The sequence below is a fragment of the Streptomyces sp. NPDC005195 genome (genome assembly GCF_040608315.1).
In the GTDB taxonomy this organism is placed as follows: domain Bacteria; phylum Actinomycetota; class Actinomycetes; order Streptomycetales; family Streptomycetaceae; genus Streptomyces; species Streptomyces kaempferi.
Window position 1 is genome coordinate 149,628 of record NZ_JBEXHZ010000012.1, and the last position, 14,710, is coordinate 164,337.

General features: G+C 72.6%; 14 protein-coding genes and 1 pseudogene. 10 read left to right on the top strand and 5 right to left on the bottom strand.

From position 1 onward, the window contains the following. The first annotated feature begins 152 nt into the window (after positions 1-152). Positions 153-1,265 (top strand): hypothetical protein, encoded by a 1,113-nt coding sequence (locus tag ABZV34_RS16250; RefSeq protein ID WP_356276020.1) that lies wholly within the window; start codon positions 153-155, stop codon positions 1,263-1,265. A 39-nt stretch (positions 1,266-1,304) separates the two neighbouring features. Here the strand turns inward: ABZV34_RS16250 and ABZV34_RS16255 are convergent, their stop codons facing one another. Then, on the bottom strand, positions 1,305-1,700 hold the full coding sequence (locus ABZV34_RS16255; RefSeq protein WP_356276023.1) for a MarR family transcriptional regulator: 396 nt from the start codon (positions 1,698-1,700) through the stop codon (positions 1,305-1,307). An 83-nt stretch (positions 1,701-1,783) separates the two neighbouring features. After that, positions 1,784-2,137, bottom strand: coding sequence for a VOC family protein (locus ABZV34_RS16260; protein WP_356276026.1), 354 nt, complete (start codon positions 2,135-2,137; stop codon positions 1,784-1,786). Between the two features lie 255 nt (positions 2,138-2,392). On the opposite strand from ABZV34_RS16260, the gene ABZV34_RS16265 reads away from it, so the two are divergent. The 8 genes from ABZV34_RS16265 to ABZV34_RS16300 all read left to right on the top strand — a co-directional run bounded on the left by ABZV34_RS16265 (position 2,393) and on the right by ABZV34_RS16300 (position 9,851). Continuing rightward, the gene (locus ABZV34_RS16265; protein ID WP_356276029.1) at positions 2,393-3,379 is read left to right on the top strand and encodes an SMP-30/gluconolactonase/LRE family protein; all 987 of its coding nucleotides are present in this window, start codon (positions 2,393-2,395) and stop codon (positions 3,377-3,379) included. 178 nt (positions 3,380-3,557) lie between these two features. Beyond that, complete coding sequence (locus ABZV34_RS16270; RefSeq protein WP_356276032.1) at positions 3,558-4,034, top strand: CrcB family protein; 477 nt, start codon at positions 3,558-3,560, stop codon at positions 4,032-4,034. Then, a complete protein-coding gene (locus ABZV34_RS16275; RefSeq protein WP_356276035.1) occupies positions 4,031-4,405 on the top strand; it encodes a DUF190 domain-containing protein in 375 nt (124 codons plus the stop codon). The genes ABZV34_RS16270 and ABZV34_RS16275 overlap by 4 nt, the downstream gene beginning before the upstream one ends. Before the next feature lie 2 nt (positions 4,406-4,407). Further along, positions 4,408-4,782, top strand: coding sequence for a fluoride efflux transporter CrcB (gene crcB, locus ABZV34_RS16280; RefSeq protein ID WP_356276038.1), 375 nt, complete (start codon positions 4,408-4,410; stop codon positions 4,780-4,782). Positions 4,783-4,853: 71 nt separating this feature from the next. Beyond that, complete coding sequence (locus ABZV34_RS16285) at positions 4,854-5,690, top strand: undecaprenyl-diphosphate phosphatase (protein ID WP_356276041.1); 837 nt, start codon at positions 4,854-4,856, stop codon at positions 5,688-5,690. Between the two features lie 225 nt (positions 5,691-5,915). Continuing rightward, entirely contained in the window at positions 5,916-6,857 is a 942-nt protein-coding gene (locus ABZV34_RS16290; RefSeq protein ID WP_356276044.1) for a glutaminase, read from the top strand. Between the two features lie 199 nt (positions 6,858-7,056). Continuing rightward, a complete protein-coding gene (mptB, locus tag ABZV34_RS16295; protein ID WP_356276047.1) occupies positions 7,057-8,466 on the top strand; it encodes a polyprenol phosphomannose-dependent alpha 1,6 mannosyltransferase MptB in 1,410 nt (469 codons plus the stop codon). After that, positions 8,463-9,851: a glycosyltransferase 87 family protein gene (locus tag ABZV34_RS16300; RefSeq protein WP_356276049.1), complete on the top strand. Its 1,389-nt coding sequence runs from the start codon at positions 8,463-8,465 to the stop codon at positions 9,849-9,851. The genes mptB and ABZV34_RS16300 overlap by 4 nt, the downstream gene beginning before the upstream one ends. A gap of 11 nt (positions 9,852-9,862) precedes the next feature. On the opposite strand, the pseudogene ABZV34_RS16305 reads toward ABZV34_RS16300, so the two are convergent. From ABZV34_RS16305 to ABZV34_RS16315, 3 genes and pseudogenes are all read right to left on the bottom strand, one after another. Beyond that, positions 9,863-10,777: pseudogene (locus tag ABZV34_RS16305) on the bottom strand (D-alanyl-D-alanine carboxypeptidase); the annotation flags it as partial. Positions 10,778-10,878: 101 nt separating this feature from the next. Next, a complete protein-coding gene (gene rho / locus ABZV34_RS16310; protein WP_356276051.1) occupies positions 10,879-12,021 on the bottom strand; it encodes a transcription termination factor Rho in 1,143 nt (380 codons plus the stop codon). Positions 12,022-12,323: 302 nt separating this feature from the next. Beyond that, on the bottom strand, positions 12,324-13,166 hold the full coding sequence (locus tag ABZV34_RS16315) for a class I SAM-dependent methyltransferase (protein ID WP_356276154.1): 843 nt from the start codon (positions 13,164-13,166) through the stop codon (positions 12,324-12,326). Positions 13,167-13,433: 267 nt separating this feature from the next. On the opposite strand from ABZV34_RS16315, the gene ABZV34_RS16320 reads away from it, so the two are divergent. Then, positions 13,434-14,687, top strand: coding sequence for a cytochrome P450 (locus ABZV34_RS16320; RefSeq protein WP_356276053.1), 1,254 nt, complete (start codon positions 13,434-13,436; stop codon positions 14,685-14,687). Positions 14,688-14,710: the final 23 nt, after the last annotated feature.

Consider the following 14,710-nt stretch of genomic DNA (forward strand, 5'->3'; position numbering starts at 1 on the left):
GGACGCACCCGGCATCGGTAGGCACCGGTAACTGGAGACACCGGGATCCGCAGGCACCGGTTCCCGCAGGCACCGGCATCCGCAGGCACCGGCATCCGCAGGCATCCGAGCCGCCGCGCGGGCCGGCCCGTACCGGGCGTGACAATGGCCGCATGAACTGGATCTCGGGCGTCGCCGGCGGGCTGCTTCTCGTCCTGGTGCTCGCCAGCATCCTGCGCACCCTCGTGGTGCCGCGGGGGCTCTACTCCTCGCTGGTGATCCGCTGGTGGCGCGGGCTGCGTCTGCTCCTGCGCCTGGCGGCCCCCGGCGGCGGCTACGACGCCATCGACCGCGCACAGACCTGGCTGGCCCCGCTCATACTGGTCGGCATGCTCGCGAGCTGGCTCGGCGGCGCCCTGCTCGGCTTCGGACTGCTGCTGCACGCCCTCTCCGCGCTCACCTGGAGCCAGTCCGTGCGAGAGGCCGGATCGAGCCTGTTCACGCTCGGTTTCGCCAGCGGTGACCGTCTGCACCTGTCCGTCGTCGACTTCCTCGCGGCGGCCACGGGACCGGTCGTGATCGCCCTCCAGATCGCGTACCTGCCCACCCTGTACGCGGCCTACAACCGCCGCGAGCTGGAGGTGACCCTGCTCCAGTCGCGCGCCGGGGAACCCGCCTGGGGACCGGAGATCCTGGCCCGGCAGTGGCTGGTCGACACCGAGATCGCGCTCCCCGAGCTGTACCGCTCCTGGGAGCGGCTCGCCTCGGACATCGGCGAGAGCCACTCCACGTACCCGGTCCTGCTGGCGTTCCGTTCCCCGCGGCCGTACCGCAGCTGGATCGTCGGTCTGGTCTCCGTGATGGACGCGGCCGCCCTGCACCTTGCCCTCACCCCGGGCAGCGCTCCGCCCGAAGCCCGGCTGGTCCTGCGCGCGGGCTTCACCGCACTGCGGGACATCGCGCGCTCCCTGCGCTTCGCGTACGACGCGGACCCCGCCCCGGACACCCCGATCCGGTTGTCCTTCGCGGAGTTCGACGCGGCGGTGTCCATGGTGCGGGCAGCGGGCTTCCCCGCCGGTCGGACAGCGCGGGAGGCATGGCCCCATTTCCAGGGCTGGCGGGTCAACTACGAGGCGATCGCCTATGAGTTGTGCCGGCGCGGCGACGCGGTCCCCGCGCTGTGGACCGGACCACGGGACTTCGCCACCACGCCCATCCCGCCGGCCCGGCCGGTGGACCGCCGCCCGGGCGCCGGAGACGCGGCACTGCCCCCGGCCACCCCGTAGTCCGGGCCGGGTACGGAGCGGGTCCGCGACAGGCGGCCCTCAGCCGGCCAGCGTGCGGGCGAGGACGGCGCGCTGCAGCGGGCGCACCTCGGCGTGCAGGTCACGGCCCTCGCGGGTGAGCGCGACCCACACTCCGCGCCGGTCCTCCGCACACACCGTGCGCTGGACCAGTCCGTCCTTCTCCAGCCGCCCGATCAGGCGGGACAGGGCGCTCTGGCTCAGATGGACGCGGTCGGCGATGTTCTGCACCCGGCACTGCTCGCCCGCGTGCGAGAGCTCTCCGGAGGCGAGGATGTCCAGCACCTCGAAGTCGCTGGCGCCCAGACCGTGCGGATGCAGCGCACGGTCGATCTCGCACATGGTGCGCGCGTGCACCGACAGGATGTCCCGCCACCGGTCCTCGAGCCGGACCTCATCCGCCGTGTTCGCTGCCATGTCTGCACGGTAACAGAGCCGCCGCTGTTCATTGAGCGTGCAACCAGTGCGGTTGCATCTTTATCGTCGGGACCGGCCCGGGGCTAGGCGCCGGGGGCGTCCTGGAGGAGCCCGACGAGGTTGCCGTCCGGGTCCTTGACCGAGGCGATCAGCCTGCCGCCGCCCACGTCCTGGACGTCCTGCAGTGTCTCGGCCCCGCCCTCCAGAAGCCCGGCGAGCGAGGCCCGGATGTCGTCGACGTGCCAGAACGGAACCGGTCCGGTCATTCCCTTGGCGTGACCGTTGGGGTCGAGCCCCACGTCCTGGCCGGCGTCCTTGAACCCGACGTAGTACGCGGTGTCCGCGTACGGTTCCGCCCCGAGCAGTCCACTGAACAGGGCCTTCGCCCGTGCGAGGTCCTTGACGGGGTAGACGATGGTCTTCAGGCCGGCGGTCATGGCGGCTCCTTCGTGATGGGTGTCGTTGCTGTCCGGCCGACGGACTGCGCCGGCTCCTCCACGCTAGGACGGGGGACTGCCCGACGGCTTCTCGAATCCTGACCATCTCGCTCCCCTCGTGGGGATCCGCACCGCTCCGGGCCGCACCGCGCGGACGGGCCCTGGTGCGGTGACGCGCGGTACCGCATCGCCGAGTGCGGGTCTCCGGGGTCCGGCGTCTGTTGGAGAAGGGCCGGCGGGGGTACGGAGGCGGACATGACGCACTCTCCGAAGCCAGCCCGCCCCACGGCCCTCGTACCGCGCCACTGCGTGTCCCTCGGCGGTCACGGTCCCGAGGACGTGGTGGCCGACCCGCACGGCCGGGTCCTCACCGCCGTCGAGGACGGCCGTGTCCTGCGGGTCGAGGGACTCGCCGACCCCGCGCGCACCCGGGTCCAGGTGATCGCGCGGACCGGAGGCCGGCCCCTCGGGCTCGAACTCCTCCCGGACGGTGACCTGTTGGTCTGTGACGCCCGCCGAGGGCTGCTCGGCGTCCGTGTCCGCGACGGCGCCGTCCGCGTCCTCGCGGACACGCTGGCCGGCGCACCCCTGCGCTTCTGCAGCAACGTGATCGCGCTCTCCGACGGCACCGTCTACTTCACCGTCTCCAGCCGCCGGTACCCGCTCGACCGGTGGATCGGGGATCTGGTCGAACACACCGGCACGGGCATGCTGCTGCGTCTGGCGCCCGGCGCCACGGAACCCGAGGTGGTCCTGGAGGGACTGCAGTTCGCCAACGGTCTCGCGGCGGCCGCCGACGAGTCCTTTCTGGTCGTCGCGGAGACCGGCGCCCGGCGTCTGACCCGGGTCCGGCTCACCGGATCCGCCGCGGGCCGTGCCGACACCCTCGCCGAGGATCTGCCGGGTCAGCCGGACAACGTCTGGCGCGAGCCCGGCGGCCCGCTCTGGGTGGCCCTGGCCGGGCCCCGCGTCCCCGCCCTGGAACTCCTGCACCGCCGCGGTCCCGCCCTGCGGCACGCGGCGGCCCGCGTCGCGGTGCGCGCGCCGTTCCGGCCGCCGGGCACCACCGGGGTCCTCGCGGTGGACGACGAGGGCCGCGTCGTCCACCGTCTGGAGCGCCGGCACGCACGGTTCCGCATGGTCACCAGCGTGTGCGTGGCGGACGGCCGTCTGGTCCTGGGAAGCATCTGGGAGCGGGGGATCGCGGTCTGCGACCTGCCGCCGGACGCCCGTCCCGCGTGACCGGTCCGGGTGTGCGGGGCCACCGTCACCGGCGGTACGCTGTTCACCGGCCGCGATCTTGCGTCGCGGCGCGGCGGTGGGGCCCGCCGTACCCGAACCGCGGCTCGGCCGCCGCCAACGGTCCCTACTTGCGATGACGTGTGCCCGCTGGGGCCCGGCGAGTAGGAGAAGTGCGTCCATGACAGTCCCGCACCCCGAGCGAGTCGGCACCCCCGACGCTCCCGTACGTCCGCCCGCCCGCCGCGCGTCCTCCTGGGACGGCCAGGGGCCGGTGGTGGCGATGGTCGCGCTCGGCGGAGCGCTCGGCGCCACCGCCCGGTACGGGGCGGCCCGGCTGTGGCCGGTGGAGACCGGCGGCTTCCCCTGGACCACGTTCTGGGTGAACGTCGTCGGCTGCGCCGTGATCGGCGTCTTCATGGTCGTCATCACCGACGTGTGGGCGGCCCACCGCCTGGTGCGGCCCTTCTTCGGCACCGGGGTGCTCGGCGGTTTCACCACCTTCTCGACCTACGCCGTCGACATCCGAGGACTTCTCGACGGGGGTCACCCCGCGACCGGGTTCGCCTATCTCGCGGGGACCCTGTTCGCCGCGCTCACGGCGGTATGGCTCGCGGTCGCGGTGACCCGCCGCGCGCTGGCGGGGAGGCGGCGATGACCCGGCTGACCGGCAGCGCCCTACGTGTGACGATCTTCATCGGCGAGAACGACGTCTGGCACCACAGGCCGCTCTACACGGAGATCGTGCACCGCGCCCGCGCGGCGGGTCTGGCCGGGGCCAGCGTCTTCCGCGGGATCGAGGGCTTCGGCGCCTCCTCGCTGATCCACACCTCACGGCTGCTGTCGCTGAGCGAGGACCTCCCGGTGGCGATCGTCCTCGTGGACACCGGGGAACGCGTCCGCGCCTTCCTCCCGCAGCTCGACGAACTCGTCGGGGAGGGGCTGGTGATCCTCGACGACTGCGAGGTCGTCCGGTACACGGGCCGCGACGCAGATTCCGACAATACGGGCAGGGAAGGTAAGAAGTAGTTGTGAACTGGCTGCTGGTGATCGTCGGCGCGATGCTCGGCGCGCCCCTGCGCTACCTGACCGACCGCGCGGTACAGACCCGGCACGACACCGTCTTCCCGTGGGGCACGTTCGCGGTGAACGTGGTCGGCTGTCTGGTTCTCGGCCTGCTGACCGGCGCGGTCGCCGCGGGCGCCGCCGGCCAACACCTTCAGCTCTTCCTCGGTACCGGTCTGTGCGGGGCACTGACCACGTACTCCACGTTCTCGTACGAGACACTACGGCTGACCGAGACCGGAGCGGGGTTCTACGCTGCGGCGAACGTGATCGTGAGCGTGGCGGCCGGGCTCGGCGCGGCATTCGCGGGGGTTTCGCTCGCGCAAGCCGTGTGGGCCTAGACCTTGCGCGTGACCCGGGCATAGTAAGACTGTCTACAGCACTGTCGACCAACTCCTCAGAACTGGATTCCATGAGCGTCATCAACGTCGGTCAGGCCGTCGTCCTCGGAGTCGTCGAGGGAGTGACCGAATTCCTCCCCGTCTCCTCCACCGGCCATCTCAAGATCACCGAGGGGCTGATGAACATCCCCGTCGACGACAACGCCGTCGTCGGGTTCTCCGCGGTCATCCAGGTCGGCGCCATCGCCGCCGTGCTCGTGTATTTCTTCAAGGACATCGTGCGGATCGTCTCCGCCTGGGGGCGCGGACTGCGCGACAAGGAGGAGCGTCACCACCACGACTACAAGTTCGCCTGGTGGGTGATCTACGCGACCATCCCGATCGTGGTCGTCGGCCTGGCCGCGAAGAAGCTCATCGAGGGGCCGCTGGCCTCGCTGTGGGTGGTCGCGGCCTCACTGATCGTCGGCAGTGGTGTGATGTGGGTGGCCGACCAGATGGGCCGGCACAAGCGCGGCGAGGACGACACCTCGTTCAAGGACGCGATGCTGGTGGGCAGTTCGCAGATCCTGGCGCTGCTCTTCCCCGGCTTCTCGCGCTCCGGCGCCACGATGTCGACCGCGCTCATCCTCGACCTGGACCGGGTGGCCGCGACCCGGCTCTCCTTCTTCCTCGGCATCCCGGCGCTGACCGGCGCCGGGATCTACGAGCTGAAGGACGCCCTGGGCACCGGGGTGGGTGCCGCGCCGCTGGCCGTCGGCACGATCGTGTCGTTCGTGGTCGCCTACGGCTCGATCGCCTGGCTGCTGAAGTTCGTCGCCAAGCACTCCTTCAACGCCTTCGTGATCTACCGGATCGTGATCGGGGTGGCGCTGCTCGGACTGCTCGCCACGGGCACCCTCAGCAGCTGACCACCGTGGGGTGTGAGGCCGCGCCGTCATCTCCGCGACCTCACACCCCGAAGGTGGCGCCAAGGGGCCTCACCGCCGGACAGGGCGTCACCGAACCCGGCCCGGGACAGGGGCCGTTGCCCGCCGGCCGGCCGGTGAGGGCGCCCGGTCCGGACCGCCCGCGGGCAGCGGCACCCCTCGGGGCGGCCCGAGCCGAACGAGCATCCGGACCGGCCGGGCGGCACAATGGTGATCATGTCCGCGTCGCTGTCGTCCCCGACGTTCCTGCCGGTCCTGGAACGCATCGCCACCGAGATCGAACAGACACCCGGCCGCGGGCGGCCCGCCGACTACATCCCGGCCCTGGCCGCCTGCGACCCCCGCCGCTTCGGCATGGCCGTGGCGGAACTCGACGGCACGGTGTACGGGGTCGGGGACTGGCGGCAGCCGTTCTCCACCCAGTCCATCACCAAGGTCTTCACCCTCGCCCTCGACCTGGCCCGCGAGGGCGACGAGCTGTGGGAGCACGTAGGCCGCGAACCCTCGGGCAACCCCTTCAACTCGCTGGTGCAGCTGGAATACGAGAACGGCATCCCGCGCAACCCCTTCATCAACGCCGGTGCCCTCGTCGTCACCGACCGGCTGCAGACCCGGACCGGCGACGCGGCGGGCACCCTGCTCGGGTTCCTGCGCGCCGAGAGCGGCAACGCCGCCCTCACCTTCGACAAGGACGTGGCCGCCTCGGAGGCCCGGCACGGCGACCGCAACGCGGCCCTCGGTCACTTCATGGCGTCGTACGGCAACATCGACAACCCGGTGCCCGTCCTCCTCGACCAGTACTTCCGCCAGTGCTCGATCGAGGCGTCCTGCGCCGACCTCGCGCTCGCCACCGGCTTCCTGGCCCGGCACGGCATCCGGGCGGACGGCTCCCGGCTGCTCACCCGCAGCCAGGCCAAACAGGTCAACGCGGTGATGCTCACCTGCGGCACCTACGACGCGGCAGGCGAGTTCGCCTACCGGGTCGGTCTGCCCGGCAAGAGCGGCGTCGGCGGCGGCATCATCGCGGTGGTCCCGGGCCGATGCACCCTGTGCGTCTGGGGACCGGGCCTGGACGAGCGGGGGAACTCGGTCGCCGGGGTGGCGGCCCTCGACCGCTTCACCACACTCACCGGTCTGTCGGTGTTCTGAGTTCTGAGTTCCGCGTCCGGGGTTTCGCGTTCCGGCGGCGCGGCCCGCGAGGAACGGCACCCCCGCCCTCACCGGAAACCCACGGGAAACCCGCGACTGGCCGCGACGCACCCGCACGCCACGCGGAGGTAACTCGACCGCCCCCGTCCGGAGGGCATCACGTCGCTTTCCGGCCACCCGCCCTTGACACGCTTTCCAAGTGTTGGCCAAGGCTTACCCCGTCGATCTCCGCCGCTGCCAGGCTCTGGGCCTGGCAGGCACCGCCTTCCTCGCCCTGGGCGGTGAGACCGCCGGCGCCCTGCCCGCGCACGATCTGCTCGCCCCCGGCTCCAGCCGCGCGGTACTCGGGCTGGTCGGGGTGTACTTCGGCGTCGTTCTGCTGATCGCCGCGTGGGCCCTGCTCGGCACGGTCGTACGCGGACCCGAACCGCCCACCCCGCGCGCCCTGCTGCTGGTGCTGGCCGCGTGGGCGGCCCCGCTGCTGCTCGCCCCGCCGCTGTTCAGCAGGGACGTGTACAGCTATCTCGCCCAGGGCGCCATGGTCGACGCGCACATCGACGTCTACGCGCACGGGCCCGCACAACTCGGCGGCCCGCTCGCCGACGAGGTGGCACCGGTGTGGCAGCAGACCACCACGCCGTACGGCCCGGTGTTCCTCGCCGTCGCCTCCGCGCTGTCCGGCCTGACCCGCGGCGAGATACCGGCCGGGCTGCTCGGCATGCGCCTGGTCGCCCTGCTCGGTGTCGCGCTGATGGCGGCGGCGCTGCCCCGGCTGGCCCGGCACAGCGGTGCCGATCCGGCCGCGGCGCTGTGGCTCGGCGCGCTCAACCCGCTCGTCCTGCTGCACCTGGTGGCCGGCGCGCACAACGACGCCATCATGCTCGGGCTGCTCGGGGTCGGCCTGGTCGCCGCGCGCGGCCGGTGGCACGTCGTGGGCGTCGTCCTCATCACCCTCGCCGCCCTGGTCAAGGCACCCGCCGTGCTCGGCCTGCTGGCGGTCGTGGCACTGCGCGGGCGGCGCGGCGCGGTGCGGACCGTCCTGACCACCGCGGGCGTCGCCCTCGCCACCACCGTCGTTGCCACCGCGGCCGCCGGGACCGGATACGGCTGGATAGCCGCCCTGAAGACGCCGGTCTCCCCGCACAACTGGTCGCTCACCAGCCTGCTCGGCCGGGGCACCGCCGCCGTGCTGGGGGACCTAGGCAGCGGTCTCGCACCGCTCGCCATGCCCGCCTGGCACGCGACCGGACTGGTCGTGACCGTGCTCGTCGTCCTGTTCATCTGGCTGCGCCTGCGGCCGGGCCCCATCTACGCGCTGGGGCTCAGCCTGGGCGCGGTCGCCGTGTTCGGCCCGGCGATCCGCCCCTGGTACGCCCTGTGGGGACTGTTCCTCATCGCCGCGGCGGCACCGAGCGGTACGGTGCGCCACCGCGTCGCGGCCGCCAGCGGAGTGCTCGCGCTCGCCGTGCTGCCGAGCGGAGCGCCCGCGGACGTCGGCCAGGTGGTGCTGGCCGTCTCCGGCGGAGCGCTCGCCCTCGTCGTCCTCTGGCAGGCCCGCCAGGCGGCCGTGACCGAGCAGCGGCCCCCGATGCTGGGAGGGACCGCGTGAGGGCCCCGGAGACCGGCGGCCGGCGACTGCTCCTCGTCTGCGTACTCGCCACCGTCGTGGCCGTGTTCACCGCCACCGTGCCACTGCTGCGCGACTGGTTCGACCTGCGCGTGTACTACGGCACCGTCGACGCCTGGACCCATCAGGGCGGCGGCATCTACGACTACCTGCTGCCGGGGACGACGTACGGGTTCACCTATCCGCCGTTCGCGGCCCTCACCATGCTGCCGATGGCACTGGTGGGAGAGCGCACGGCGATCGCGCTCGCGCTGCTTCTCAACCTCGTGGCGCTGGCCGCCGTGGTGTGGATCCTCGTAGGGCCGGCGCTGCGCCGCTACGGCTGGTTCGGCTTCGCCCTCGCCGGCTGTGCGCTCGCCCTGTTCGAGCCCGTCCGCGACACCTTCAGCTTCGGGCAGGTGAACCTGTTGCTGCTGGCCCTCGTGCTGAGCGACGCGTGGCTGCTGTCCACCGGCCGGGGCCGCCGGGCGGGCGTCGGCATCGGACTGGCCGCGGCCGTCAAGCTCACCCCCGCGATCTTCATCGGCCTGCTGCTGCTCGCGCGGCGCTGGCGGGCGGCCGGGGTCGCGACGGCCGTCACCGCGGGCGCCACCGCCCTGGCGGCGTGGGTGGCGCCGGGCCCGTCGCGTGTGTACTGGACCGAGGCGCTGTGGGACACCGGCCGCATCGGGCGTCTCGACTACGTCTCCAACCAGTCGCTCCAGGGCGTCCTGGCCCGGCTCGAGGCACCGGGCGAACCGAGCCGGGCCGCCTGGGCGACGGCGGTCCTGCTGGCCCTGAGCGTGTGGGCGTGGCGGACCTCGCGGGCTGTGTCGGACGAGGACTGGACGGGCGCGTTCGCCCTCACCGGACTCGCCGCCTGCCTGGTCAGTCCGATCACCTGGGTGCACCACCTGGTCTGGCTGCTGCCGTCCTTCGCCGTGCTGCTGCACCGGCACCGTACGCGGGTCGCGGCCGTGCTGTACGCGGTCCTGTGCAGCAGCGTGGTGTGGCTGTGGTTCGACGACGCCTCCGGCCTCGACGGATTCCTCGGCAGCAACGCCTATACGTGGATCACGCTGGGCCTGCTGCTGTGGCTGCCGGTGGGTCAGCCGCGACCGGCCCGGCCGTTCCTCAGCCGCAGGGCGAAGGCCACTCCGCCCGCGCCGAGTCCGGCCGCGCCCAGGATCCCGGCCGTCTCCGGCCAGCCGACGTCGGCGCCGTCGTTCTCCGGGAGCATGGGAGGCGCGGGCACGGCCGGCGCCGGCAGCGCGGGGGTCCGGGCCGCGAGGATCGACCCGACGGGATCGACGTGTCCGGCGGACGCGAAGCCCCAGTCGAGCAGCGCCCGCGCCTCCTCGTACACCGTCAAGCCGCCGCCCGCCTGAGGGTTCATCACCGTGACCACGAGGGTGCGCCCGCCCCGTCGCGCGGCCGCGACGAGCGTGTTGCCCGCCTGGGTGGTGTAGCCGTTCTTGACCCCGAGCAGGCCCGGGTACGGCTGCACCCCGTCGGCTCCGGTCAGCAGCCGGTTGGTGTTCTCGATCCGGTACGGGAAGTCGGCGCCGGGGAAGGTGGCCTGGGCGGTGGCGCAGTACCGCGCGAACTCAGGGTTGCGCAGTCCGGCCCGTCCGAAGACGGCGAGGTCGTACGCCGACGAGACCTGACCGGGTGTGTCGTAGCCGTCGGGCGAGACGACGTCGGTGTCGCGGGCGCCCAGCTCGCGTGCCTTGGCCTGCATCTGGCCTGCGGTCTTCCGCCAGCCGCCGTTCATCGCGGCCAGCACGTGCACGGCGTCGCTGCCGGAGTTGAGGAAGACGCCGCGCCACAGGTCGGCGACCCGGTAGGTGCGCCCCGCGGCGACGCCCACCAGGCTGCTGCCTTCCCCGATGCCCTCCAGCTCCGCCCCTTTGACGGTGTGCCGGATGGTGCCGGGCAGCGTCGGGAGCACGGTGAGCGCGAACAGGGTCTTGAGGGTGCTGGCGGGCGCGAGTCTGCGGTGCGCGTTGTGCGCCGCGAGCACGTCACCGGTGCGGGCGTCGGCCACCAGCCACGAGAGCGCGGACACGTCGGGGACCGTGGGCGCCCCGGCCCGTGGCAGTACCCGGGTTCCGGGGTCCTGGAGTGACGGCGGCTCGGAGGGTTTGGGGCTCGACAGAACCGGGGCGGGACTCCTGCCGGAGCCCGAGTGCGCCAGGGCCGTGCTCGGGGCGAGGGCCAGCGTGCCGGCCACGCAGACGACGGAGCAGGAGACGGCGGCGCGAGAGACAGCGGCGCGAGAGACAGCGGCCCAGGGTGCGAATCCGATAGTCATACCGAAAACGTAGGAACGGAGTCGCTCTGCGCGGGGATGCCGGGCCAGAGCGAGCGGATCGAGCACCCGGATGCCGCACGCGGACGCGTCCGGGAGGGGGTTCAGGCCGTCGGAAGGGTGGGCTGGACCTGGCGCAGGAAAGCCGCGTTGTCCGGGGTGGCGCGCATCCGCTCCAGGAGGGTCTCCAGGGCGGCCTGGCTGTCCCGGGTCTGCAGGGCGCGCCGCAGCCCCCGTACGGCCGACAACTCGTTCGGGGCCAGCAGGAGTTCCTCGCGGCGGGTGCCCGACGGGGTGACGTCGACGGCCGGGAAGATCCGCCGGGAGGCGGTCAGGCGGTCGAGGCGCAGCTCCATGTTGCCGGTGCCCTTGAGCTCCTCGAAGAAGAAGTCGTCGGCGCGGGAGCCGGTCTCGACCAGGGCGGTGGCCAGGATGGTGAGCGAGCCGCCCTCCTCGGCGAGGCGCGCGGCGCCGAAGAGCTTCTTGGGGCCGTGCAGCGCGGCCGCGTCGACGCCGCCGCTGAGGGTGCGGCCCCCGGCGGCGGCCGCGTTGTTGTGGGCCCGGCACAGCCGGGTGAGGGAGTCCATCAGGATGACGACGTCCTCGCCCTGTTCGACGAGCCGCTTGGCACGTTCGACGACGAGTTCCGCGAGCGCGATGTGCTGTTTCGGCGTCTGGTCGAAGGTCGAGGCGTAGACCTCGCCCCGGACGGAGCGCCGCATGTCGGTGACCTCTTCGGGCCGCTCGTCGAGCAGGACCACCATCAGACGGCATTCGGGATGGTTGCCCGCGACGGCGGCGGCGATCTGCTGGAGCAGTACCGTCTTGCCGGTCTTGGGCGGGGCGACGATCAGTCCGCGCTGGCCCTTGCCGACGGGCGAGACGAGGTCCATGACGCGTCCGGCCATACCGCTCGCCGGGTGTTCCAGACGGAGCCGGTCGCGGGGGTGCAGCGGGGTGAGGTCGCGGAAGTGGGGGCGGCGGCGCAGCTCCTCCGGTGCCCGGCCGTTGATCCTTTCGATCTCGGTGAGGGCACGGGGGCCGCCGCTCAGGCCTTCGACGGTGTCGCCCTTGCGCAGGCCGTGACGGCGGATCAGCGCGGCGGACACCTGGACGTCGGCCGATGTGGGCAGGCAGGTGCCGGTGCCGCGCAGGTATCCCTGGCCGTTGGAGACGATGTCGAGGACACCGGCGGTTCGGGGCGGGAGTTGCTGTCGTACGGGAGGGTGTTCGAGTGTGGTGGTCATGAGAGGGAGTCCTTTCGAGGACGGGTTCATGAGGTCATGAGGAAGGGAGGGGACGTGCCGGGGGAGGGGGTGTGCTCACGCCTCCGTACGGCGGGGGAGACCACCTGAGGAGCCACGTCCGGGCGGGCTCGGAAGGCGGTACCAGAAAGCTGACGGCCGGTCGGACACAACGGGCGGATCAGCGAGAAGAACGAAGATCGGCACCGGCGCCCAGGACGGGGCGTACACAAGTGCTGTACGCACTGTACCACCTGATGGTCAGGTGTCGCTGTGAGGTGTGCCTCAGCGTGCTTCGGCGCACCTCACTCCGCGGTGCGGTGTCCGGCGAGCAGGCCGTAGAGCAGCGGGATGTGTGGCTCGCTCTCCGGCAGCCGCCACCAGCCGGACGGTGTACGGGTCATCCGCGGCCAGCGTGGCCAGGGCAGTTCGTCGCTCTCCCGCAGCCGCAGGATGCCGAACCCCGCTCCGACCAGCGCGTTGACGACGTCACCCAGCCCGTGTGTCCACTCGTAGCTGTCGGTCGAACCCCGCACGGCGGGTCCGTCCGTGTACGTGTACGTGGCGTCCCGGTGCACGGCGTCGCGGCCGCCCAGGTAGTCGTGGCGCAGCAGCAGCCGGCCGTCGTCGCCCGGTGCCGGTTTGGGGCCCAGCGAGTTGAGCAGGGGGTGGAACTCGGCGATGTACAACCGCCCCTGTGGACGCAGCAGCCGGGAGAGCACCGCGGCCCAGCGGTCCAGGTCGGGCAGGTAACACAGGGCGCCCTTGCCGGTGTAGACGACGTCGAACCGCCGCCCCTCCAGGGCCTCGACGGCGTCGTACACGTTGGCCCGTACGTAGGTGACGTCCGCGCCCGCCCGTGCGGCGATGCCGGCCGCGGCCGTCACGGAGGCCTCGGAGATGTCGAGCCCCACGGCGTGCGCGCCCCGCTCGGCGAGGGCGATCGTCTCGGTGCCCAGGTGGCACTGGAGATGGAGCAGATCGAGGCCGGACAGCTCGCCGAGGTCCTCCCACTCGAAGGCGGCGAACCAGCGGGCCGGGTCGAGCGACTCGTGCAGTCCGTAGAAGCGGCTGGCGAGGTGAACGGGGGTCCGCGCGTCCCAGTTGGCCTCGTTGGCCCGCATCATCCGCGTGTGCTCGTCGGTCATGGGCTCGTCGGTCATGGCCCCATCCAACCGTGCGCGGAGGGCGGACGGCGGGAGGAACGCCGCGTCGCCGGAACCGGCCGTGCGCGGAGGGCGGCCTCCGTGCCGGACCCCCGGCCCGGCGGGAACCGCCCGACACTCCAGGTGAGCACGGCACGATGGCCGGAAGAAGTGGCCCAACCGGCCTTCGGACGACTCCCGTTGACCGTACGATCTGCGCGGAACGGCACGTCGTACGACATTCGCCCCCCGTCGTGGTCAGGAGAACCGGTGGACACCTCGCCCCGCACGCCGCACCGTCTGGACCCGGCCGGCGGCTGCCCGCACGCCGACAACGCGCGGCTCCTGGAGCGGGGCGCCGTCGCCGCGGTCGTGCTGCCCGGCGGGGTGGACGGCATGGCGGTGCTCGGCCACGCGGCCTTGAGGGACTTCCTCGCGCACCCCGAAGTCGCCAAGGGGGCCGCACACTTCACCGCGCTGCGGGAGGGCCGGATCGCGCCGGGCTGGCCGCTCGCGACCTTCGCCACCGTGCGCGGGATGACGACCGCGGACGGCGACGACCACCGGCGGCTGCGGTCACTGGTGAGCAAGGCGTTCACCGGCCGCCGGGTGGAAGAACTACGGCCCAGGGTCGAGGAGTTGACAGCCGAGCTGCTGGACGGCCTGGCCCGGGCGGCAGCTCGGGACGGCGGTGTGGCCGATCTGCGGCGGCACTTCGCGATGCCGCTGCCGATGGGGGTCATCGGCGAACTGCTCGGGGTCGACGCCGAGCACCGCGAACGGCTGCACCAGCTGTCGAGCCAGGTCGTCGCCACGGACATCGGCCCCGAGAAGGCACTCGCGGCCAACCGTGAACTGGTGGCCGTGCTGACGGCCGTGGCCGCCGCCCGGGGCGAGCGGCCGGGCGACGACCTCACCAGCGCGCTGATCGCGGCCCGCGACGAGGGCGGCGACCGGCTCAGCCAGGAGGAACTCATCGGCACCCTGGTGCTGATGATCATCGCCGGACACGAGACCACCCTCAACCTCCTCACCAACGCCGTACGGGCGCTGTGCGGTCACCGGGATCAGCTGCGGATGGTCACCGAGGGCGAGGTGAGCTGGGCGGACGTGGTCGAGGAGACACTGCGCTGGGACGCGCCCGTCAGCTATTTCCCCTTCCGCTATCCGGTCCGGGACCTCACGGTCGACGGCACGGTGATCCCCCGGGGCACCCCGGTGCTCGCCGGGTACTCGGCGGCCGGACGGGACCCGGCGGTGCACGGTCCGGACGCCCACCGTTTCGACGTCACCCGGCCGGCCCGGCCCGACGCCGTCCGTCATCTCTCCCTCGGACACGGCGCCCACTACTGCCTCGGCGCCCCGCTCGCGCGCATGGAGGCCACGATCGCGCTGGAGCGGCTGTTCGCCCGCTTCCCCGATCTCGAACCGGCCCTGCCCGAGGCCGGGCTCGTCCGCCACTCCAGTTTCGTCGGCAACAGTGTGCGGGCGCTTCCGGTGCGGCTCGGAGCCCCTCGCGGCTGAACGGGCCTTCCTCCCACGGCGGA

Bases quoted from the DNA above. Each gene is read 5' to 3' on its own strand.
- ABZV34_RS16315 (WP_356276154.1), bottom strand. From the start codon at position 13,166: ATGACCGACGAGCACACGCGGATGATGCGGGCCAACGAGGCCAACTGG.
- ABZV34_RS16260 (WP_356276026.1), bottom strand. From the start codon at position 2,137: ATGACCGCCGGCCTGAAGACCATCGTCTACCCCGTCAAGGACCTCGCA.
- ABZV34_RS16290 (WP_356276044.1), top strand. From the start codon at position 5,916: ATGGTGATCATGTCCGCGTCGCTGTCGTCCCCGACGTTCCTGCCGGTC.
- ABZV34_RS16250 (WP_356276020.1), top strand. From the start codon at position 153: ATGAACTGGATCTCGGGCGTCGCCGGCGGGCTGCTTCTCGTCCTGGTG.
- ABZV34_RS16285 (WP_356276041.1), top strand. From the start codon at position 4,854: ATGAGCGTCATCAACGTCGGTCAGGCCGTCGTCCTCGGAGTCGTCGAG.
- rho (WP_356276051.1), bottom strand. From the start codon at position 12,021: ATGACCACCACACTCGAACACCCTCCCGTACGACAGCAACTCCCGCCC.
- ABZV34_RS16265 (WP_356276029.1), top strand. From the start codon at position 2,393: ATGACGCACTCTCCGAAGCCAGCCCGCCCCACGGCCCTCGTACCGCGC.
- ABZV34_RS16255 (WP_356276023.1), bottom strand. From the start codon at position 1,700: ATGGCAGCGAACACGGCGGATGAGGTCCGGCTCGAGGACCGGTGGCGG.
- ABZV34_RS16275 (WP_356276035.1), top strand. From the start codon at position 4,031: ATGACCCGGCTGACCGGCAGCGCCCTACGTGTGACGATCTTCATCGGC.
- ABZV34_RS16270 (WP_356276032.1), top strand. From the start codon at position 3,558: ATGACAGTCCCGCACCCCGAGCGAGTCGGCACCCCCGACGCTCCCGTA.